The following is a 21,052-nucleotide window of genomic DNA, read 5'->3' as shown; positions in this document are numbered from 1 at the left end:
CAGCCCGCGCAGGTCAGCCGGCGCAGGTCAGCCGGCGCGGATCGAGGTGCGTGGCTCGGCCGGCGCGCCCGTGTCCGGGCACGGCGGGAAACCAGCGGGGCTGCGGCGGGGTCGCATCTGGATCGGGGACCGCTCGATGGCCTCCAGGCCGGTTTCGCGGACATCCATCGACAGCTCCTCGATGCGGCGCTCGTAGTCCGGCGGCTGGAGCCGGTCGAGCATCGTGACCACGTCGTGGATCCGCTCGAGCCTGGCCAGCAGCACATCCCCATCGTCCGGGGTCATGGCTTCCGCCAACGCCGCCACGTCGCGCAGGCGGCCGGTCACCTGGCGCAGGTAAGCCGGGTCCGGCGGATGCGGCGTCGCGCGGAGCGCGCGGGCCCAGTCGCCCTCGCCGATGGTGCCGAGCGTGCGGCGGATCGAGGCCATCACCGGCTCGAGGCGGTCGGGCCACTCGTGGCGGAGCGCGAGGTCGCCCTCGCCGAAGCGCAGCTTCAGTTCCTCGATGACATGCCGGGGAAAGGCCTGCCGGTCCGCGTGCGCGAGCGCGGTCTCGCGTTGGCCCTCCCAGTGCTGGCGCCGGCGATGGCAGTCGTCCACGCGCCGGACCAGGTCGACGATGTCGCCATAGGGGCGTCCGAGGTCCGCCATCGAGGTCGGACGGAAGTGGTCCTTGCCGTCGAAGAGCGCCTGCAGCGACTGCCAGAGCCGGCTGTTGCGCGGCAGGTCCGGCAGGTCGCGCCGCACGGTGCGCTGCAGCGCGTCGATCCATTCGCGCCGGGCGCGCGTCACCGCGCCCTGCGGCCCGGGGGCGTCGCAGGGAGGCGGCTCGGCGGGGAGCGCCATGGGCAGGCAGGGAGAGAGAAGTCGGGAAAGCAGGGACATGCGGACCGGAGGTCGGGTGAAGCAGGCGCGCTCAGTCCGCGGGTCATCTGCGCGGTTCCTCGACTAGCGGGCCGGCGCCGCGCCCGGCGCCCAGGCGCGCTGCTCGAAACGGAGGGCGGCCGTCGGCAGGTCCGCCACGGACAGCACCTCCTGGTAGGTCCGGAGCTTGCTCCTGATCGTGGCGATCTCGCGCTCGATGTCGGCGGCCGGGCGGTGACGCGCGATGAGGTTCTCGGCGCTGGCGAGCGCGCCGCGCGCGGCGTCGAGCAGCGGTCCCGCGGTGTGCTTGACCACCGCGTGGGCGCCGCCCGGGCGCTGCTGGGTGCCGCCCAGGAGGGAGAGCTGCCGCCACTCCGCCCGGTTCATGTCCTCGCGCAAGGCGGCCACCTCCTGGCGCACCGGCGCGAGCGCCTCGTCGTTCCGAGGCGATGGCGGTGGGGCGATCACCTTGCTCGGGGCCGGCTGCGGCGCGAGCGCCGCGGGCCCGGGGGGCGACTGCGGTCCCTTGGCTTGCTGGAGCCCGGTCGGGGTGAGGCGGCGCTTCAGCGAGCGGGTGGCGCTGTCGAGCCGCGCCGCGCAGGTGTTGACGGCGCGGGCGATCTGCCGGCGCAGGGCGGCGAGCGGCGCGGGCTTGGCGGCGCGCGGCCGGCGCGCGGGCAACGGCGCCGGCGGGCGGTACAGGGGCCGGGCGGGCGCCTCCTGCGCGTTCGCTTCGGTGCGCGCCAGCGCGCCCTCGCGGATCAGGAACTCGCGCACGTCGCCGAGGCGACCGCGGACCGTGGCCAGGTGGTCGGGCATGCCGTGCAGCCGGCACTCCGCGACATCCTGGTCGGCGACGTCGAGTCGGTCTCGCGCCGCGTCGAGTTTCTGGCGCATCGCGTCCAGCGTGTAGCCGTCGGGGCGACGGCCGCCGGTGACAGGCAGCGCGGCGAGCAACGGGTCCAGCCGGTCGCATTCGCGCCGTTCGATTTCGCAGTCCCGCTGATGGTCGGCCATCTGGCGCAGGTCGTCGCGCTGTCGCGAGAGGGCGTGGTCGAGCTGGGCGAGGTGCGACGCGCGCGCCTGGGGATCCAGGGACAGCTGATTGGCCCAGGCAAGGAGCTGGCGCGTGCCATCGCGCGTGTCGCGGCGCTCGACCGGCGTGCCGCCGTTCCAGCGGGCCGCGACGGCATGCAGGCGCGAGGCCTGGTCGCGCAGGGTGGCCTTGAGGTCGGGATGGCGCACGGGGTCGTACGCGGCGAGATCCTGGTCGGTGATCTCCTTGAAGGATGGCGCGAAGGTGCAGAGGCTCGCGAATCGGGCGTTGGTCGTGGGTTCGGTCGGCAAGGAAACCTCGGGGGTCGGGTGGCAAGGCCGGATCAGTCGCCCGCTGTCGATCCGGGTTCTTCCGCCCCCGCGCGGGAGGCCGGGTTCGCATCCGGAGCATCGCGAACGGGGCGCCCTCCGGTATGCTCGCGCGATCGCCGCACGGGGTCGTTCAGAGCCCCTCCAGCACCTCCACCGCCGTCAGGGACACCATGTCGAACGTCGTCACGCCGGGCCGCGCCGCGGCCATCAAGAGCGCCTTGGAATCCGCCTTCATCGCCGTGCTGGCCAGCGGCGTCTGCCTGTGGTTCCTGATCAGCGAATCGCAGGTGCCCGGCGAGGGCGACCCGGCCCGGCTGACGATGTTCTCCATCGGGCTGGCCATCGGGCTGTGCGCGCACCTCGTGTATCTGGGCATCGCGCTCAAGCGCGCGGGACGCGGCGTGGTGATCTGGATGATCGCGTTGATCTGCCTGCTGCCGTTCGCCTCGGTCGTGCTGGGGATCCTGCTGTTCAACCAGGTGCAGGAGATGGAGCAGCAGGCGCGCGAACAGGGCGACGCCCGTCCCGCCGCCTGAGCGACCCACCCGGAGTTCGCTCCACAAGGCAAGACGCCCGCGATCAGCGGGCGTCGTCGTTTCAGCGGAGCCGGCCGCGCTCAGCGCGCGTCGAGTTCCCGATGCCGCTTCAGCACCTGGCCATGGAAGGCGAACTGCCTGGCCAGCGTCTCGACCAGGTAGACCGAGCGGTGCTGCCCGCCGGTGCAGCCGATGGCCACGGTGAGGTAGCTGCGCTGGTCCTGCGCGAAGTTCGGCAGCCATTGCGCGATGAAGGCGCCGATCTGGCTGAGCATCAGCCGCACCTCGGGCTGGACTTCCAGGTAGGTCGCGACCGCCTCGTCGCGGCCGGTGAGCGGACGCAGTTCGCGGTCGTAGTACGGGTTGGGCAGCACGCGCACGTCGAAGACGAAATCCGCGTCGCTGGGCACGCCGTGCTTGAAGGCGAAGGACTCGAACACCAGCGTCAGCGACGACCCGCTGACATGCACCAGGTCGCGCAACCAGCCGCGCAGTTGCGCCGGGCGCAGCTGGCTGCTGTCGATGACGGTGGATTCCATGCGCAGCGGCGTCAGCAGCTCGCGCTCCAGCGCGATCGCCTCCTGCAGCGCGCGATGCGTGTCGCCGTCGTCGATGCCGCCGGCGCGCAGCGGGTGCGGGCGGCGGGTCTCGGAGAAGCGGCGCAGCAGCGTGTCGTCGTCGGCGTCCAGGAAGATGGCGCGCAGCGAGACGCCTTCCTGGCGCATCGTCTTGATGTGCTGCAGCAGCTGCGGCAGCGAACCGGCGCTGCGCACGTCCACCGCGATCGCGACCTTGCGCCAGCCGCGCTGGCGTTCGAGTTCGAGGAACTGCGGCAGCAGTTCGGGCGGCAGGTTGTCGACGCAGAAGAAGCCGGCGTCCTCGAGCGCATGCATCGCGATCGACTTGCCGCCGCCGGACATGCCGGTGACCAGCACGACCTCGCCGCGCGGCGAGGTGGCGGTGGGCGTGGCCTGCGGCGCGGGCACCGGGGCGGTATTCGGCGCGCTCATCGGTGCCCCTCGTCCGCGGCCAGCCGCGGCCGGTCCCCCGAGGGGACGCGAGCTTGCTTGGGGCGGCAAGGCGCGGCGCTCATGGCTTCACCTTCTTGCCGGACGGCGCCGACGGCGTGGCGGGGACGGCGCGGGCCGACAGCTCCAGCATCTCCTGCGCATGCGCGAGCGAGGTCGACGACAGCCGTTCGCCGCCGAGCATGCGGGCGATCTCGGCGGTGCGGGCCTCGCCGGCGATCGGGCGGACGTCGGAGTTGGTCTTGCCGTCCTTGAGCGCCTTGGCCACGAGGAAGTGGTGATCGGCGCAGGCGGCGACCTGCGGCAGGTGCGTGACCGCGAGCACCTGGGCGCGCTGACCGAGCTGCTTCATCAGGCGGCCGACGGTCTCGGCGACCGCGCCGCCGACGCCGGCGTCGATCTCATCGAAGATCAGCGTGCCGGCGCCGCTGTTCTGCTGGCTGGTCGTGACGGCGATGGCCAGCGCGATGCGCGACAGCTCGCCGCCGGAGGCGACCTTGGCCAGCGGACGCGGCGTGCTGCCGGCGTGGCCGGCGACGAGGAATTCGGCGGACTCCAGGCCGAAGCTCTGCGGCTCGTCCTGCGGCTGCAGCGCGACCTCGAAGCGGCCGCCGGTCATGCCCAGCTGCTGCATCGCCTGCGACACCGCGTTGGACAGCGACGGCGCCGCCTTCGCGCGCGCCGTGCCGACGGCCTTGGCTTCCTTCTGGTAGCGCTTGAGCGCCGCGGCCTGCGTGGCCTGCAACGCGTCGAGGTCGCTGGCGGCGTCGAGCTGGGCGAGTTCCGCCTTCCATTCGCCGAGCAGCGCCGGCAGCTCGGCCGGCTGGCGGCGATAGCGGCGCGCGAGCGTGACCCAGGCGGAGACGCGTTCGTCGAGCTGCTGCAGCCGGTCGGGGTCGAGGTCGGCGGCGTTCAGGTAGGAGCCCAGGCTGTGCGCCGCGTCCTGCAGCTGCGCCTGCGCGCCGAGCAGCGCGTTGACGGTGTCCTGGAGCCGGGTGTCGTACTCGAGCACGTCCTGCAGCGCGGACAGCGCGTCGTCGGTCAGCGACTCGGCGTTGATCTCGGCCTCGGCGATGCGCTCGAGCGCGCCGCGGGCGGCGTCCATCAGCGACTGCGCATGCGACAGCCGCTGGTGTTCGGCGTTGAGCTCGTCCCACTCGTCGGCGGCGGGCGCGAGGCGGTCGAGCTCGCCGATCTGCCAGCTCAGGCGTTCGTGCTCGCGGGCGAGGTCGGCCTGCTTCGACTGGGCGGAGGCCAGCGCCTCGGTGGCCTGGCGCCAGTCGGCGAAGGCGGCGGCCATCGCGCGGGTCTCGATCTGGGCGAAGTTGTCGAGCAGCTCGCGCACGCTGGCCGGGCGGGTCAGGCCTTGCCAGGCGTGCTGGCCGTGGATGTCGAGCAGGTGTTCGGCCAGTTCGCGCAGCTGGGCGACGGTGGCGGTGCCGCCGTTGATCCATGCGCGGCTCTTACCTTGCGCGTCGATGACGCGGCGAAGCAGGAGCGCGTCCTCGGCCGATTCGAAGCCGGCTTCCTCGAGCCAGGCGGCGAGGGCGGCGGGGCGGTCGAACTCGGCGGAGATCTCGGCGCGGGCGGCGCCTTCGCGCACGACGGCGGCGTCGCCGCGGGAGCCGAGGGCGAGTTGGAGGGCGTCGATGAGGATGGACTTGCCGGCGCCGGTTTCACCGGTGAGGGCGGAGAAGCCGGCGGCGAAGTCGAGTTCGAGCGCCGGGACGATGACGAAGTCCTTGAGCGACAGGCGGCGCAGCATCAGGTGGTGCCCTCGTTCCAGCGGAGCTTGCGGCGCAGGGTGGCGTAGTAGCTCCAGCCGCGGGGGTGGAGGAAGGGGGCGCGGTGCTGGGAGCGGCGCACGGTGATGCAGTCGCCGTGCAGGAGGGAGGCGAGGGCTTGCATGTCGAAGTTCACCGACGCGTCGCGGCCGGCGACGATGGTGAGGCGGACCTCGCCGGAGTCGGGCAGCACGATGGGGCGGTTGGACAGGGCGTGCGGCGCGATGGGCAGCAGGACCCAGCCGGCGATGCCGGGGTGGAGGATGGGGCCGCCGGCGGACAGCGCGTAGGCGGTGGAGCCGGTGGGGGTGCCGACGATGACGCCGTCGGCGCGCATGTTGGCGACGAACTCGTCGCCGACGTCGACGCGCAGCTCGACCATGCCGGCGGTGGCGCCGCGGGAGACGACGACGTCGTTGAGGGCGACGCCGGTGAAGATGCGTTCGCCGTCGCGGATGACGGCGCCTTCGAGCAGGGCGCGGTGTTCGATCTCGAAGTCGCCGTTCAGGATGGGCGCGAGGGCGTCCTTGAACTGGTCGGCGGAGATGTCGGTGATGAAGCCCAGGCGGCCCTGGTTGATGCCCACGAGGGGGAGGCCGTAGCGGGCGACCTGGCGGGCGAAGCCGAGCATGGTGCCGTCGCCGCCGACGACGATGGCCAGGTCGCACTGGGTGCCGAGTTCGGCGTGGGTGAGGGCGGGGAGGGCGGTGATTCCGGTGGAGTCGGCGGTTTCCTGTTCGAGGGAAACATCCAATCCCTGGGAGGCGACAAAATCGGCAATCTCTTCCAGGATGGGGCGGATGCCCCGGGACTGGGGTTTCCCGACGATCGCCACGTGACGGAAGCGCTTGGACATAGCCGGGAATTAGATCACAGCGATGTGACGGGACCGGGGGTGTGGCGAGGGGCCGGCACCGGGTTCACTAGAATGAAAAACATGCTCGACGACCGCGCGAAAACACTGCTGAAGGCTCTGGTGGAGCGGTATATCGCCGACGGCCAGCCGGTGGGCTCGCGCACGCTGTCGAAGGCGTCGGGGCTGGAGCTGAGCCCGGCGACGATCCGCAACGTGATGGCGGACCTGGAGGAGCTGGGTCTGATCGCGAGCCCGCACACCAGCGCGGGGCGGATCCCGACGGCGCGGGGGTACCGGCTGTTCGTGGACACCTTGCTGACGGCCAAGCCGGGGATGCCGCACGGCACGTTCGAGAGCCAGTTGCTGCCCGATCAACCGCAACGGGTGATCGCGAACGCGGCGCAGCTGCTGAGCAGCCTGTCGAGTTTCGTGGGTGTGGTGACGTCGCCGCGCAAGACGGCGGTGTTCCACCACATCGAGTTCCTCCGGTTGGGGGAGCGGCGGGTGCTGGTGATCATGGTGTCGCCGGACGGGGATGTGCAGAACCGGCTGGTGTTCACGGCGCAGGACCTGTCGCAGTCCGACCTGACGGAGGCGAGCAACCGGCTGAACGCGCATTACTCGGGGCTGAGCCTGGATGTGGTGCGGGATCGGTTGAGGTCGGAGGTGGACCAGCTGCGCGGGGAGATCGCGCGGCTGATGAGCGCGGCGGTGGATGTGGGGCAGCTGGGGATCCAGGAGCATGAGCCGATGGTCATCTCCGGGGAGCGGAACCTGCTGACGGTGCAGGACTTCAGCCACGACATGGGCAGCCTGCGAAGGATGTTCGACCTCTTCGAGCAGAAGACGCAGTTGATGCGGCTGCTGGACGTGTCGGAGCGGGCGGAGGGGGTCCGGATCTACATCGGCGGGGAGAGCCAGGTGGTGCCGGTGGAGGAGCTCTCCATCGTGTCGGCGCCGTACGAGGTGGACGGCGAGGTGGTGGGCACGCTCGGCGTCATCGGGCCGACGCGGATGGCCTACGACCGGATGATCGAGATCGTCGACATCACGTCGAGGATGGTGAGCAACGCGCTGTCGCAGAAGTAGGTGGGGCGAGAGCCGCGCCAAGCGTGCTTACAATCCGCCGCTCCGGTGCAACGCCGGAACCGGGGAATCCGCCAGGATTCCTATATACGCATTACCCCCCGGGGGCCGTTAGCTCAGTTGGTTAGAGCAGAGGACTCATAATCCTTTGGTCACAGGTTCAAGTCCTGTACGGCCTACCATTTATTCATTTTGCTTTCATTAGTAATATTAGCTCCTTGGCTTCCTTGCGAGCGGCTCTGTTTTTGCCTTTGCTTGACGTTCCGCCTAAGGTGCTAAAAATCGAGCTAACCCTGCTCTCCACTACATTAAAATGCGTAGCGGCAATGTCCCGGACGTCATCCCCAGATATGCCGTTGGAGCAAAGATGATCGGGGAAAGTCAAAATTGCAGTGACTCCGTTCTCTGAAAGCGTGTGGAGTAAATCGGAGAGCGCTGTCAATGAATGACGCTTAAAGCTATATGCTGAACGAGGACGGTCTGCAGGAGGAGGGTAACGGCCGATGCCCTCCACCGGACCAATTGATCCCACAGCTACTGCTTCAAGTACGTGATAAAAGCGACTATATTGCACGGCTGAGTATGGCGGATCAATGAAAGCCAAATCTCCCTCGGCCAAACCGTGCGAGACTACATTGGCATCGCCGACCTGAGCGTCTCCAGGGACTAGCGAATGCTGGCCCGCTAGCGTAGCAAGTGCAAAATAGATCTGATTCGAGATATCTAATTGCCAACTTCCCTGAAGAAACTTGGTTGCAGTAGGCGTTGGCTGGAACGGCTGTGCTGTATGTCCCGGAGCTGCGGCGCATTTGCTGCAAGCGCTCAATAATGCGGCGAGGCAAACGTCTCGTTCTTCTGAGGTCGCAGGCAGGGTGGCGCGAAATGATTCGATCCAGGTGGCCTGGGTCGGGCTAAAATAGTGGCCACCATACGCCTGAATTAATGAGCCATTAGCGTTAGCAGCCCAAGCTCGCGAATTGGCGACGACCTCAGGTGTCACCGTGTCATATGTCGGCGGACTGATTGCATCAAATCGCCGCCTGGCTCGTGCCTTCCATAGCTTCCAACAACTGCTCGCATCAATTGGAGCTGTGCGCTTTAAAGTTGCGCGAGCGACGGCTGCAGCATACTCCTGAAGATCGTATGCCAGTGTTTCGATAGAGAAGCGCTGCGCTACATGTGACGCCACGGCGCCGGACCCGGAGAATAGGTCAATGAATCGAGCGTGTCGTGGCGCTTCAGCGGAGATTATTTCCCCCAATCCGTTTCCAAGCATAGCCCGCTTGGAGCCCATATACTTCATTGGCACACACTCCAGACCAGTATGGCCTCCGGCCGGGCAAGACGAAGAATCTCAGAGGAAATAGTGCGATCGTTCAAAGTGTTGGAAGCCAAGGGATGTGCAGGCGAATCAACGGAAATGAGCGGCTCATAATCTGCCCATGCATCGGAGATGTTCATCTGAGAAGGATTGGGTAATACGCCGGCCTCGTGAAGCCAGTCGTGCAGCCAAGCCTGAGCTGGTGCTGCTCCTGCGGGTGAGAGAGATGCTCTAAGCGGTAAACACGCAATTCTTAGAAGGAAGAATGCGCGTGCGATTACATTCTTTGCTTCTACGGCCGGAGAGAACGCATGATCAAATACCGGCGAGGGGTCAGAATCCAATGAAAGCGCCAAGCGGATCTCATTTTCTGAAACACCAGATAGACGTTCAACTTCGCCAAGTACTCGAATCAACCAGGGCTTGCCAGAATCTGCTTGTAAGGCGTCAAGTTTCGCTGCCTCCGTTTTCAAGAGCCAGTGAACTAATTGCGCCTCGAATTGGAGACCAGCTGTGGTCGGTTCAGCTAGAGCCCAAAGCTCTTGCGGGAAACTAAAGTCTGCATCAACCATGGGGGAAAGATTCGTCCATGCGTCGATTGCCTCATAGCTTGCCGCGTTTCGCGCGTTATGTTCGTGTTCAAGCTGAAGATCACGTCCCCAGGCAGCGAGATTCGATGCTGCCGATACATGTGCAATTGCGTCCTTGAACAAGCGTAGCGGAATAGCCGGGTGAACTTTTAAGCCATCCAAAAACAGAGAATCCGCATCTGTCCCCGCGGTCCAATCCTTCCAGAGCCGCCATACCAGCTTGTGAGTTCCCTCCCTTTTCCAAGTTGGAGCTTGTTCGCTTCCACCTTGTTCGACATAGCTTGACGTCGGGTATTTAACTCGCAATCCATTTCCAGCCAGAATCGATACCGCTGCTCTAAGTTCTGCGTAATATGCGAAATGGATGGACTGCTTTTGTCCGTGTGATATCAGAGACGAGATCGCGGCGGCAAGAAAGCGCCATCCCTCGACGGCGTGCACCAGTGACTCCGCAGCAAGCGTCTTGGGGGAGGCTGTATTGGCCTCCGCCATCGTGATCAGAGCTTCGTTGCGCGCTCGAGTTGAGCTGAAATCCATGAAGCCCTGCTGTATGACATAAGGCCGGCAGAGATCCGTCGGGATCCACGAAGCGTTAGGGGAAAGTGGAGTGATTGGGGGGCGACGTGGAGTGGAGCTTGAGCCGGATCGTTTGCCTCGCCGACTTGCGGAATTGCGATGACTACTCATGACTGCCAACCTTGTAGGCGGCGGACGTCATTTGCAGCGGCGCGCACAACGTCTGATTTTGATTGGGCGGCTGCATTGATAGCGGCCCGATTCAAGGCGGTGTACCCGCTGCTACCTCGGTACTGCGCTTGCTGAACTCGATTGACTTCCAATAAACCTGGGGCTGCGCTTGTTCGCCAGTCAACACCGTCCACCAACGCTTTCGCAATATCGCGCAGAAATGCCGCCAAGGGACGATTCTTTGATAGATCTGAGATCGCTCGGGCGATATTTTCCTCCGATGGTTCGGATTCGCCATGCTGAGATTCAATGTCGAGAAGGCCGGTGTGCTCTAACTGCATTTGAGCTAGAGAATTAAAGGCGAAACAAATGGCCCTAAAACCTTGATCCGTGCCTAGTAGCGTATACGTTCCGGAGAAGGCAAAATCCCCCGAGGTCCCACCATCGCGCTTAGATAGTTCATCCGCAAGCGCCTTCTTCCACGCCGCGGAGGTCACACCGACGGCCTCCTTCACGGCAGTCCATGCCAAGATTAAGAATGCGGCTTGCTCGGGGCGGCGCCATTTGATTACATATGATTTTCCGAGCCGATCAATGGATCCAAACAGACCTCCGACTTTTGTTACTTCATCCGTTTCGGAGTCTGTTTTAGCAAACGGACGAACGAATGTCGCCATCAATGAGCGGATCACGGCTGCATTTGAAACATGCCCGTCTACGCGTTTGCCAAACAGCTCCACGCGGTCTCGCCAAGGACTCTGCGGATGCTTCCACAAGATCTCTGCGAGTTCTTGAGAGCGATGTTCTTGATAGATCTTTACGGACTCTCCTCGCTGAAGCCATTCTTGATCCCGAAGATCGGGATATAGGTCGAAAGCGAGGCTAGTATTGATGCGTTTAGGCTCTACATTTATAACCCAAAAGAGATATGCTTGCCAATTTAGCGGTAATCTATTGAAAATAACAATTGGAACCTCATAATCTGCTGGAAGTGCTTGAACCTCATCCGATGCCAGTAGGCGATGCTGGCCGTCGATAATTTCTAGCGGCGCGAGATCATTGTCCTGATCGATCTCGAGACTTTCCGGAAATTCCAACGAAAATTGATTGTTGGCCTCCGCGATGGTGACGAGATGTTTTGCATCGACAAAGCGATCCTTACCCCTCCGAGGGCGAGATTCTCCGTGTCCAATTACATTTACTAGAATTGCTGTTGGAAGCCAGCCCGGATTAATGAGCTCTCGATGCTCTTCAGGATTGAGGCGGACTTGCGTGGAAAGGGGGAATCCGTATTCCACGTAACGTCCAATCTTGTTCAGACGTTCCTGATCATGTGATCGTTGGTACCCTGTTCCCGATGAATTTTCTCGCCTATCCTCTACGGTGCGCGTTCGCACTCCACTCAATTGTCGCAGGGCTTTCAGGGATATTGATCCGACAAAGAAGTGAGTTGGCGGGCGTGGCCGTTCGTCACCCCATTGGGCCTGATTCCATGAAGTCAACCACTGGTTTACTCGCAACAGCGGTTTCGTGGTACGTTTTGTCATTGTTTCTCCCTAAAAGTCTTTGCGATCGCTCGTGGGGTACGCAGCCAGCGGAAAGGCCCCGAGAAGGGGCCTTGAATCATAGCACGTCACCCTAATAGGTCTGGGCTCCCTGTCATAGGTGGTCGCCCTAGGTTGTGCGAATTGCGATGCGAGCGGGGTTGAGATACTTATGGCTATTTGCTATTCTGGGTGGTATTAAAGTCGATTGGGGGGGGCTTTGAAATACAAAATAAATGTTGACGATATCTATTCCGTGTTGATTCAGTTGGGCGGCCAGGCAGCCGTTCTTGATATACAGAATAGAGTGCTCTTGAGCCATTGCCACGGTTCAGTTCCTGAAAATTATGCAAGCGAGAGGACATTTCGGCAGACAGTCCAGAGAAAGATCGAGGATTATTGTCCGCAGGCGAAAGGATTTGACCCATTGCGGCATGGCGAGAAGTTCGAGCGAGTCGCCAGAGGTGTTTATTCTGTGGTGCAGGGGGGCGCTGATTCGCCGGAAAATTCGAATGAGATCGTAGTTGTTTCTACATCTGGATCAGTAGGGGGGGAGTTGAAAGACGACGTGATAGGAATTGATCCCAAGGCCCTTGTGCTGAATGCGAGCTATGACCGCATAAGTATCAGAAAGCTCTTTAGTCCTAGCGCAACTGGTAGTTTGGGAGGACCCTGGCAAAGTGGCATCGTTCAAACGCCAAAGGGCAGCGGCGATTACGTTCTCCTTGTCACCCTAGATGGCGGACGCTACGACGATGTCCTCTACGAGGACGGCTACCTTCGCTGGAAGTCCCAAGACCAGCAGCGCTTGGATATGCCAGCGATTCAGCGATTCATCGCCCACGACGCCGATCGCAACAACATTCGCCTCTTCATCCGTTCGTCCAAGCAGCGCGAGTACGCCTACCTCGGCCTGCTCGAGTACGTCGAACACGATCTGAAGCAGCAGAACCCTTGCGAGTTCGTATGGCGCGTGATGCGCTGGAGCCTGACCGCCGCGGATCTCACCCGAATGGGTCTGCCATTCGAGCCTCCGCTGATGCCGGTCGCTGTGCATGCAGCGCTACCAAGCACCGACGCTGAACTGGTGAAGTCGTCTCCGCCAAAGCTGCAAGCGCCGAAGGGCGTGCGCACCCAAGCGGTGCTCTCCGATACCCAAGGCGCGGACGAGATCGACTGGGCTTTGCGCGACAAACGGAATCGCGAGTTGGGCGAGTACGGGGAGGCTCTCGTCATTCGGCACGAGAAAGATCGACTCGCGAAGGCCGGGCGTCAGGATCTCGCTGATCGGGTCGAGCACGTCGCGCTCGTCGATTCACGTGCCGGCTACGACATCCGCTCATTTGAAGTCGACGGCACTGAGATCTTCATCGAGGTGAAGACGACGGCAGGGCCGAAGACGTCGGCGTTCTTCATCTCAGCGAATGAGCTGAGGGCCTCCATTCGCCACGGCGATGCGTTCCGTCTCTATCGAATCTTTGGGGCAGGTCAGGACCCCGAACGCGTTGGGTTCTACGTGCTCAAGGGCGATGTCACCAACGTGTTGGAGCTGACGCCGACGACGTATCGCGCGCGGCCTACATAAAACGCGGCGACTCCTCAGATCTTTCGAATCCCCTTGCAAGCCGGATACGTCGAACACCCCCAGAACTCATCCCCAGGATTAGGCCCACGCCTCGCCACCCGCCGCACCATCGGATGCGAACAAAGCGGGCACACCACCATCGTGATGTCTTGAGGATCGGGCTGTCGCTCCAGGTGCGGCTCAACTCGCTCCTTCGGCCGAGGCGTTGCCAGCAACTCCTTCAACCCCTCCCCATCGATCAACTGCACGTTCCTCCCCTCGGCGAACGCTTCAGCCTCTTTGGTGAATCTCCCTGACGTCACCACGAACCCGCCGGCCGCGCCGCGCGCCGCCATCACGCCGTAGAGCTCCCGCACCACGTTGACGCTGACCTTGTAGGCCTTCCAGTGTTTGCACTGGACGAGGAACATCTCGCTCCCATTGGACGAGGGCTTCCGCAGCACCAGGTCCACGCCGCCATCCGGCCCGTCTCCGCCAATCTCAGCGACGGTGTATCCCTTCTGGCGAAACGCCTCGCCGATCAGCAGTTCGAACTGATGCCAGGTCATGCCATCGATCGCCGCGGCATCTTTCATCTGTGCCGATTGATCGAGCGCCTGCTTCCGTCGAGATCCTTGGACCGCCGAAATCAGCGAAGCCGCGACCAGTAGCAGCGGCAGTGCGTACTGCCCAATCGGCGCGACGCCTTTCACCATCGCAACGATGGCCAGCCAATCGATCTGCGCCACGCCATGAACCACCTTCGGTTTCGGCAACGGCTGAATCGCCAACGCATGCAGCCCGAAGTACGCCGCCACCGCCAGCGCCAGGCAAAGCCACCACGGCATCGCCGCCAATCCACGCAACAAGCCTTCTCCCGAAGACTTCCTTCTTGTTCTGGCCATTTGGCTCTCTCCCTCTGAAGGTCAGCGGCGAGTATCGCGATCGCCGCCCGCACCGACCACCGTGCTTTCGCGCGAGACCTGGCGGAGCGTTATCGACTGCTCATTTCCCCGCCGTCGCCTTTGCGAGAATCCGCCCCGCCTCCAAAACAACAGCGCCCACCGCGCACGCCCTTCGGGAGGGGCCCCATGCTGATTTCCACCTTCGCGTCGCCGGACCGCGCGTCCGCCGGCCGCCCGCGCGCCAAACGCATCGCCCTCATCGCCCTGATCGCCTTCGCCCTGGCCTTCCTCCAGTGCTACCGCGTCCACCCGGTCTCCACCTCCGGCCTCGTGAGCGGCAAGGCCTTCCAGGCGCTGCTCGTCGCGTTCCTCGCCTTGCCCGTCTTCTGGCTGATCGGCCGCCGCCATCGCCCGAGCCAGGCGCCTGTCCGCGCCGCGTTGGTCTTCGCGCTCGCGCTCAACCTCGGCGTCTTCAACGGCGCCTCCGAGCGCAAGCGCGACGCCGAGGCCATCCAGAAAGCCGCCCCGATCCTCGAAGCCTTTCGCCGCGGCGAGTCCCCCTCCGACGACGAGATCCGCGCCGCCAAGGTCGGCCCCTTGGAGCCCTCCCTGCTGGTCGGCAACGCCTTCCGCCGACAGTTCCACGATGTCCTCGAGGACTACGACAGCGGGTGGAACGCCCTGGACATCGAGAGCATGCTCGACCCCGAGGTGCTGGCCGATCCGAAATCCCGCGCCGAGTCCGGCGGCTGGCTCGATGAAGCGGTCGCGATCCACGGCGAGTTCGAGAAGGACATCGCCGCGCTCTTCGACGGCTACCCCCAGCAGGCCGTGCTCGCCATGAAGGGTGTCCCGGGGCCGCGGCCCAAGGAGGCCGACTTCGCGCGGGGACTCGCTCCGATGCGAGGCCACTACCTCTCCGTCGCGCGCCAGCGTCGCGAGCAACACAAGCTCGCCCGCGAGCTCATCGACTTCGTCAGCGCCAACCCGAAAGCCTTCACGCTCATGAAGTGGGAGCCGTTCTCGATGGTCTTCCGCGACAAGGGGCTTCAGGCCGCCTACCAGGCCCATCTGGCGCGCATCTCCGCCCAGCGCCAGCAGATGGTCGACGGGGCCAAGGCGTTCGACGCCCTCATGGACAAGCGTGGCGAGGACTTCGGCGAGATGCTGCGCAAGGGCAGCGAAGGCCGATGAACACGGACGCCGTGGCGAGCGTCCCGCCCGCCCCGCTCACGCGCTCAAGCGCTGCTTGAGCGCCTCCAGCAGCCAGCGCCCCGCCACCCCCGGCTCCCGATCCCGCGCGTGCGCCGCGTAGATCGTGATCCCGTCCCGCGGCGTCGGATCCTCATGGATCCGGAACGCCTTCAGCCGCCCCTCGGCGATCGGCCCGGCGATCAGGTGCTCCGGCATCCGGCACCACCCCATCCCCGCGAGCAGGAAATCCATCCGCCGCCCCAGGTCCACGAAGCGCCACAAGCGCGCGCTCGCCAGCCCGAAGTTCTCGCCCTCCGGCGCCACCGGATCCGACAGCACCAGCTGCACGTGATGCTCGAGATCGCTCGGCCGGGCCGCGCGCTTGAGCCCCGCCAGCGGATGCCCCGGCGCCGCCACCGGCCGCATTCCCACCTTCAGCAGCGGGTACGCCACCACGTCCTCCGGCACCGCCGGCAGCAGCAGGCAGATCGCCAGCGCCGCCGAGCCCCCGCGCAGCCGCCTCAGCGCGCCGCCCAGGCCCTCGGTCGAGAAGCTCACCGGCAGGTCCGGGAAGCGCTCGCGCAGCGCCTGCAGGCTGTCGATCAGCGGCGCCGTCGGCACCAGCGGATCGATCGCCAGCGCCAGCTCCGGCTCCACCCCGCCGCGCGTGCTCGCCGCCACCGCCTCGAAGCGCGCGGCGCTGGCCAGCACCAGCCGCGCGTGGTCCACCAGCACCCGACCCGCGTCGGTCAGCACCGGCCGGTGCCCGCTCCGGTCGAACAGGCCCACGCCCTGCGTCGCCTCCAGCGTCGCGATCGCCTGGCTGATCGCCGATTGCGCCCGCAACAGCCGGCGCCCCGCCGCCGAGAAACTGCCCACGTCCGCGATCGTGACCAGCACGCGCAGTTGGTCCAGGGTGAAGCTGCCAATCATCTCTATCAGTCCCGCCGATGGATTCGATCTAAAAATTATCTCTTCCGCCGCTGGATCGCGTTCGCTCCAATCCGATCGTCCCCATCCACCGGAATCCCTCGATGACCCGACTCCTTGTCGTGGAAGCCAGCCCCCGCGGCGACCACTCCATCTCCCGCCGCATGACCCGCCAGTTCGTCGACGACTGGCTCACCGCCCATCCCGGCGGCGAGGTCACGCGCCGCGACCTCGCCGCGATCACGCTGCCCTTCGTCGACGCCCCATGGCTGCAGGCCTACTTCACGCCGCCCCCGCAGCAGACGCCCGCGATGCGGGACGCCTTGCGGCTGTCCGACGAGCTCGTCGCGGAGCTGCTGGCCGCGGACCACGTCGCCATCGCGACCCCGGTCTACAACTACAACGTGCCGGCGTCGCTCAAGGCCTGGGTCGATCACATCGTGCGCAAGGGCCTGACGCTGGGAGTCGACGGGCAGGGCCTGGCGACCGGCAAGCAGGCGACGGTGCTGATCGCCTCGGGCGGCGTCTACACCGAAGGCTCGCCGATCCGCGAGCGTGACATCGCGCCGCGCTACCTGCGGCTGGTGCTCGAGGTGATCGGCATCACCGACGTCGCGGTCGTCGCCGGCGGCGGCGCCAAGGCCGTCGACCTGCGCGAGCGGACGATGGACGAGTTCCTCGCCGCGCTGCGGCCGGAGATCCAGCGCGCGGCGATGGCGTGACGGCGGGCCTGTCCCCTGTTCATCGGCGTTCCCGCGATCGGTGACCTTGGTCATCTGGCCGGCGGCGGCCGTCGGTGCAAGAGTCGTCGGCACATCCGGCCGCCCCGACGCGACGCCGTCGAGGGGCCGGGTGCCACGATCACCCAGGGAGACAACATGATTCCGATCGAGGACATCAAGCAGGAGATGCGCACGGCGTTTCCGACCCAGTTCGCCCCAGGCTCAGGCACGATGTTGGGCCGGCTGGACGCCTTCGCCACCGTGGCGCATTTCCTGACCGACTTCGACCGCGTCCGCCCGATGCTGGTTCGCTTGAATGCCGCAGCCCGGCTCAAGATGGGCGAGAGCGCCGTTGACGCGCTGGACTACTACCGGTCGATGGCGAGCCACTGGCAGGCCGTGGCCAGGCACGGCGCCGAAGTGGCGAAGAAGGCCAAGTACGGCGGCACCGCCAAGCCCCCGCCGAAGCATCCGCCGAAGCCGGAGGCGCTCAAGCACGCGATCAGCAAGGCCTTCGAGGACGTGGAGACGATGTACGAGTTCGAGCTCGTCTCCATCAACCAGCGCTCGCAGGCGCAGATCTACGCCAAGTTCGTCGCCCCGGAGGTGTTCCGGCGCCAGCTGGTGCTCAAGCGGCACTGGAAGGACCCCGCTGTCGGCGGCGGGCACGGCGAACTCACCCACCGCATTCAGTGGTACTGCATCTGCGAGGCCCAGGTGGTCGCCGCGCCGGCGGACGTGTTCTCCGACACCGGGCTGGTCGCCTGCCAGCCCGATGCCAGCCGCGGCTTGTGGGACTGCCTTTGCGACCGCAACGGCGGTGGCGACTCGGGCAACCCGTTCCCCGCAGGGGACGTGGCCAAGCGCCGCGACTTCCGGGCGCCGGAGCATCTCCATGGCTACCTCATGAAGAACAAGGATCCCGACCTCGACATCCTGTGCGAATACATCCGCACGCGCGATACCAAGCGGCTGAACACCGTGAACCTCAAGACCGGCATGGGCAAGCCCTACATCGCCGACAAGCTCTATGGCAAGGCATACGACAAGCTGGACGAGGCGCAGAGGAACGTCGTCGACTACATCGATTCGGACGCGGGCGATCCCCCCAGGGAAGGGTTGGCGCGCGGGGTGATCGGGCCGGTCTGAGCGTCTCGTTCTCGGACTTTTGTGATTGGAGGTCTGCAATGCCAGCTGGCATTGATGACCTCCCAATCAACCGCTCGCGCCGGCCATCGGCTTCGACCAGATGTGGCGCCGAAAGGCGGGCGTGGCGCGACCAGCGCTCACTCCCGCGAAGCAAGCAACTGCGCGATCTCCTTGCGGCTGCCCTTGAGCACCTGGTCGATCACCGGCAGCAGCGTCGAGAAGCTGCTCGCCTTCGCCGTCACGAAGCGCTCGGCCAGGTTGCCGAGCGGCGCGGCGCTGACCTTGAGCCGGTCCAGGCTGCCGCCCGATTCCGCGATCCGCTGGCGCAGCGCGCCGGCGTCGGCGTTGAAGTGGTTGGCGAGCAGCACGTCGCAGCGGCCGGCCATCAGCTGCCGCACGCGGGTGCGGAAGTCGCCGGAGACGTACTCCGCGGCGTAGACCGCGCCCTTGGCGTCCTCGAGCACGCGGCCGTAGTCGAGCCCGCGGACCAGGCACACCCGCAGGTCCTTGAGGTCGTCCACCGAGCGCAACTCGCGGTCGAGCTCGGTACGGGCGATCGGCCACAGGCCGCTGGTGAAGACCTCGTCGGAGAACAGCAGCCGCGAGGAGCGGACGGAGGAGCGGCCCGCGCCGAAGCCGAGCGTCCAGCCGTTCTCGACCATCGCCAGCATGCGGGTCACGGGGACGAGCTGGTAATCCCAGGTGAGCTCCGCCTGCTTGCCGATCAGGTCGAGCACCGGCTTGATGCGCGGCAGGTTGATGCCTTCGGGCAAGGCGAGCGGGTAGGAGGAGGGCGCGGCTTTCGCGCGCGTCAGGAGGCCCAGCAGCGGCGCGAGCACGACGGCGCGGCGGCGCATGCCGGCGGTCGCAACGGCCCCCGCACTCGCATGCGTACCCATGAGGCGCGAACGCCCATGCCCGTCCTCCCGGACGTCCCCTTCCACCCCGACTGCCTCGACGCGCTGCATGGCCCGAATCTCTTTCTTCTTGGCCGATGGTGCTCACCGGCGCTGCGCAGCCTAGGGGGCGGAGTTGAAGGCTTGGTGAAAGGGCTCGCCGGCGGTGCGAGCGGCGTGAAAAAGGGCGCCGACGCGCCTCCTGAATTTCCGACTTTTACTTGGAGCGAGTGGTTCCGGAATGGCTACGTCGGAGAGGTAGACCAGTTTCCCGGTGCTTGCATATTCCTCATAGACACCGGCTCAAAGTTGCACATGAAGGCGCCCATTCGTCGTGCCTAGGATGCTTGGTTCCAGTGGCTCTTGTTCACAGTCATGCTTGGCATCCTCAGCCGTTTTCCTCAGGTTTCCTTCCTCCGGCGAAAGCTGTTCCGAATTGCACGATGGGCCCCCTTGCCGGTTTTGGTGTGGGTATTGATGGATTGGCCAAATTCAATAGATGGTCCGCATTTGTGGACGATCTTCGATTTTGGATATCGAGGCGAATATCGCCTGTTCCTCAATATTGAATTGGCGTTATCCGGACTGGCCTTGCTAGGTGTTCTTGTATGGCGGGGAATAAGTCCTGGCTGGGCGACTCTGCTGCTCCCCAGATTCCAGGTCAGCCTGATATTGATTGCAGCGCTGTCGGCCTTGCTTGTCGGTGCGATATGGGCGCTTCCTCCAGAAACCAGGCTCCATCAATTCCGCCCGCTCGATCCGTTCGCCCATCCGGAGGCCTGGTCGATTTCATTGGCGTCACTCGCGCTGGGCGCTTTCCAGCAAGAGATCTGGGGCCGGGCGATCCTGCAAACCTGCCTGAAGCGGATGTTCGGGAACAGGTGGGTCGCATTGGGCGTCGCGGGGGTGCTGCTTGCCGCCGCGCAGCCAGGCCACCGCGTCGAGGCCTTCTGCACGTCGGTGTTGCTCGGCGTCGTGTTCATCCGCACGCATTCCGTGGTCTGCACGACCGCGCTGCACTTCGTCCTGAAGCTGGGGCTCGGCGTGCTGCAAGGCGGCACGTTCATGGTCGCGAGTTACCTGGAGCCCCGGGAGTTTTGGGCGGTCCTGGCGTGGACGTGCCTGGGTCTGCTGCTATTGGCTGTCGCCGTCGAGCTGTGGCATCGACGCTCACCGCGCCTGATTCAATCGATCAGGACTTTTGCGAAGGACCTGTTGGTTATCGCGCTTGTCTATGGGCTTTATCAGGTCACCAGCAGGTGGGGTGCCCCCTTGTGGGATGCGCTGATGGGCGCCAACGAATGGATGACGCCGATGCTGGTGACCCAGATGGACCTCCTGGTCCGAGCCGCGGTGCCGCTGATCGCTCTGGCCTGGTGGGCGCGCGCGCCGTCATTGCGCGAGATCCTCGCCCTGCACTCGAAGACGACCGTGAGCCTGATGGCCTTGGGCGCGTGCCTGCCGGTCCTGGCCGCGGCGATCGCGATCCCGGAGGCATTCCGACCCGGCCATTTCTCGCCGATCAACCCCTTGAATGCCGGCGCGTCGTACTGGCTCGGCGCCGTGCTGCCGCTCGCCGTCGCCGCGCTGCATGAGGAGGTGTTCCACCGGGCGCTTGTCCAGTCCCTGCTCGGCCGGTTGCTGCGCAGCCAATGGGCCGCAGCGATCCTGAGCGCCTTGTTCTTCACGGTCTTCCACCCGTTCGAAGGCGCCGTGTTCGTGTTCCCGGGTGGCCTGCTCTTCGCCATCGTCTTCATGCGAACGCGGTCGATCCTCTGCACGACCCTCTTGCATGTGGCGATGAACCTCTCCGTCCGGATGGTCACGGGAACGCAGTTCACGCACGAGGTGTTCATTCCGCTTGCGGACTACGTTCCCGCCCAGCCGCTCCTCGGGGTCCTGGTCCTGGCGCTTGTCGTGGGGTTCGAGTGTTGTTGGCGAGTGACAGTCAAGGCGAAAACTCGCCAGATTGGCATCGCCGAGATGCCCGCCAGCACGCGGCAAATCGCTGACGGCTGCTAGCTCATC

Annotated in this window: 18 protein-coding genes and 1 tRNA gene; 8 read left to right on the top strand and 11 right to left on the bottom strand. The window is 65.2% G+C overall.

The window, feature by feature from the left end:
• Positions 1 to 27: 27 nt before the first annotated feature.
• Together N5D62_RS03135 and N5D62_RS03130 are read right to left on the bottom strand one after the other, a co-directional pair.
• Positions 28 to 885 (bottom strand): hypothetical protein, encoded by an 858-nt coding sequence (locus N5D62_RS03135; protein WP_279756048.1) that lies wholly within the window; start codon positions 883 to 885, stop codon positions 28 to 30.
• Positions 886 to 948: 63 nt separating this feature from the next.
• Positions 949 to 2,211, bottom strand: coding sequence for a hypothetical protein (locus tag N5D62_RS03130; RefSeq protein ID WP_279756047.1), 1,263 nt, complete (start codon positions 2,209 to 2,211; stop codon positions 949 to 951).
• A 191-nt stretch (positions 2,212 to 2,402) separates the two neighbouring features.
• Between N5D62_RS03130 and N5D62_RS03125 the strand changes: the two genes are divergently transcribed.
• The gene (locus N5D62_RS03125; RefSeq protein WP_279756046.1) at positions 2,403 to 2,768 is read left to right on the top strand and encodes a hypothetical protein; all 366 of its coding nucleotides are present in this window, start codon (positions 2,403 to 2,405) and stop codon (positions 2,766 to 2,768) included.
• An 80-nt stretch (positions 2,769 to 2,848) separates the two neighbouring features.
• Here N5D62_RS03125 and rapZ read toward each other — a convergent pair whose 3' ends face one another.
• From rapZ to N5D62_RS03110, 3 genes are all read right to left on the bottom strand, one after another.
• Positions 2,849 to 3,778 carry an RNase adapter RapZ gene (rapZ, locus tag N5D62_RS03120; protein ID WP_279756044.1) on the bottom strand — a complete coding sequence of 310 codons (930 nt, stop codon included), beginning with the start codon at positions 3,776 to 3,778 and terminating at the stop codon, positions 2,849 to 2,851.
• Between the two features lie 79 nt (positions 3,779 to 3,857).
• Positions 3,858 to 5,561, bottom strand: a complete 1,704-nt coding sequence (recN, locus tag N5D62_RS03115; RefSeq protein WP_279756042.1) for a DNA repair protein RecN — start codon at positions 5,559 to 5,561, stop codon at positions 3,858 to 3,860.
• Positions 5,561 to 6,436, bottom strand: coding sequence for an NAD kinase (locus N5D62_RS03110; protein ID WP_279756041.1), 876 nt, complete (start codon positions 6,434 to 6,436; stop codon positions 5,561 to 5,563). Before N5D62_RS03110 ends, recN begins: the two co-directional genes overlap by 1 nt.
• An 81-nt stretch (positions 6,437 to 6,517) precedes the next feature.
• Between N5D62_RS03110 and hrcA the strand changes: the two genes are divergently transcribed.
• A complete protein-coding gene (gene hrcA / locus N5D62_RS03105) occupies positions 6,518 to 7,525 on the top strand; it encodes a heat-inducible transcriptional repressor HrcA (protein WP_279756040.1) in 1,008 nt (335 codons plus the stop codon).
• Between the two features lie 102 nt (positions 7,526 to 7,627).
• Positions 7,628 to 7,704: transfer RNA gene (locus N5D62_RS03100), tRNA-Ile, on the top strand.
• Between the two features lie 5 nt (positions 7,705 to 7,709).
• Here N5D62_RS03100 and N5D62_RS03095 read toward each other — a convergent pair.
• The 3 genes from N5D62_RS03095 to N5D62_RS03085 all read right to left on the bottom strand — a co-directional run bounded on the left by N5D62_RS03095 (position 7,710) and on the right by N5D62_RS03085 (position 11,667).
• Positions 7,710 to 8,825: a DNA adenine methylase gene (locus N5D62_RS03095; protein ID WP_279756038.1), complete on the bottom strand. Its 1,116-nt coding sequence runs from the start codon at positions 8,823 to 8,825 to the stop codon at positions 7,710 to 7,712.
• On the bottom strand, positions 8,822 to 9,970 hold the full coding sequence (locus tag N5D62_RS03090) for a hypothetical protein (RefSeq protein WP_279756037.1): 1,149 nt from the start codon (positions 9,968 to 9,970) through the stop codon (positions 8,822 to 8,824). The genes N5D62_RS03095 and N5D62_RS03090 overlap by 4 nt, the downstream gene beginning before the upstream one ends.
• Positions 9,971 to 10,116: 146 nt before the next feature.
• Positions 10,117 to 11,667, bottom strand: coding sequence for a DGQHR domain-containing protein (locus N5D62_RS03085; protein ID WP_279756036.1), 1,551 nt, complete (start codon positions 11,665 to 11,667; stop codon positions 10,117 to 10,119).
• A gap of 217 nt (positions 11,668 to 11,884) precedes the next feature.
• Here N5D62_RS03085 and N5D62_RS03080 point away from each other — a divergent pair, with 217 nt between their 5' ends.
• The gene (locus tag N5D62_RS03080; protein ID WP_279756035.1) at positions 11,885 to 13,249 is read left to right on the top strand and encodes a DUF3427 domain-containing protein; all 1,365 of its coding nucleotides are present in this window, start codon (positions 11,885 to 11,887) and stop codon (positions 13,247 to 13,249) included.
• A 14-nt stretch (positions 13,250 to 13,263) separates the two neighbouring features.
• Here the strand turns inward: N5D62_RS03080 and N5D62_RS03075 are convergent, their stop codons facing one another.
• Positions 13,264 to 14,133: a restriction endonuclease gene (locus tag N5D62_RS03075; RefSeq protein WP_279756034.1), complete on the bottom strand. Its 870-nt coding sequence runs from the start codon at positions 14,131 to 14,133 to the stop codon at positions 13,264 to 13,266.
• A 186-nt stretch (positions 14,134 to 14,319) separates the two neighbouring features.
• Here N5D62_RS03075 and N5D62_RS03070 point away from each other — a divergent pair, with 186 nt between their 5' ends.
• On the top strand, positions 14,320 to 15,327 hold the full coding sequence (locus N5D62_RS03070; protein WP_279756032.1) for a hypothetical protein: 1,008 nt from the start codon (positions 14,320 to 14,322) through the stop codon (positions 15,325 to 15,327).
• 36 nt (positions 15,328 to 15,363) lie between these two features.
• Here the strand turns inward: N5D62_RS03070 and N5D62_RS03065 are convergent, their stop codons facing one another.
• Entirely contained in the window at positions 15,364 to 16,260 is an 897-nt protein-coding gene (locus N5D62_RS03065; RefSeq protein WP_279756029.1) for a LysR family transcriptional regulator, read from the bottom strand.
• Between the two features lie 101 nt (positions 16,261 to 16,361).
• On the opposite strand from N5D62_RS03065, the gene N5D62_RS03060 reads away from it, so the two are divergent.
• Positions 16,362 to 16,979, top strand: a complete 618-nt coding sequence (locus N5D62_RS03060; protein ID WP_279756027.1) for an NAD(P)H-dependent oxidoreductase — start codon at positions 16,362 to 16,364, stop codon at positions 16,977 to 16,979.
• Between the two features lie 156 nt (positions 16,980 to 17,135).
• Positions 17,136 to 18,128 (top strand): LirA/MavJ family T4SS effector, encoded by a 993-nt coding sequence (locus tag N5D62_RS03055; protein ID WP_279756025.1) that lies wholly within the window; start codon positions 17,136 to 17,138, stop codon positions 18,126 to 18,128.
• Positions 18,129 to 18,265: 137 nt separating this feature from the next.
• Here the strand turns inward: N5D62_RS03055 and N5D62_RS03050 are convergent, their stop codons facing one another.
• Positions 18,266 to 18,985: a transporter substrate-binding domain-containing protein gene (locus N5D62_RS03050; protein WP_279756023.1), complete on the bottom strand. Its 720-nt coding sequence runs from the start codon at positions 18,983 to 18,985 to the stop codon at positions 18,266 to 18,268.
• Between the two features lie 414 nt (positions 18,986 to 19,399).
• Between N5D62_RS03050 and N5D62_RS03045 the strand changes: the two genes are divergently transcribed.
• Entirely contained in the window at positions 19,400 to 21,046 is a 1,647-nt protein-coding gene (locus N5D62_RS03045; RefSeq protein WP_279756021.1) for a type II CAAX endopeptidase family protein, read from the top strand.
• Positions 21,047 to 21,052: the final 6 nt, after the last annotated feature.

The sequence above is a fragment of the Mitsuaria sp. GD03876 genome (genome assembly GCF_029840635.1).
In the GTDB taxonomy this organism is placed as follows: domain Bacteria; phylum Pseudomonadota; class Gammaproteobacteria; order Burkholderiales; family Burkholderiaceae_C; genus Roseateles.
This window is presented reverse-complemented; position numbering and strand designations above follow the sequence as displayed.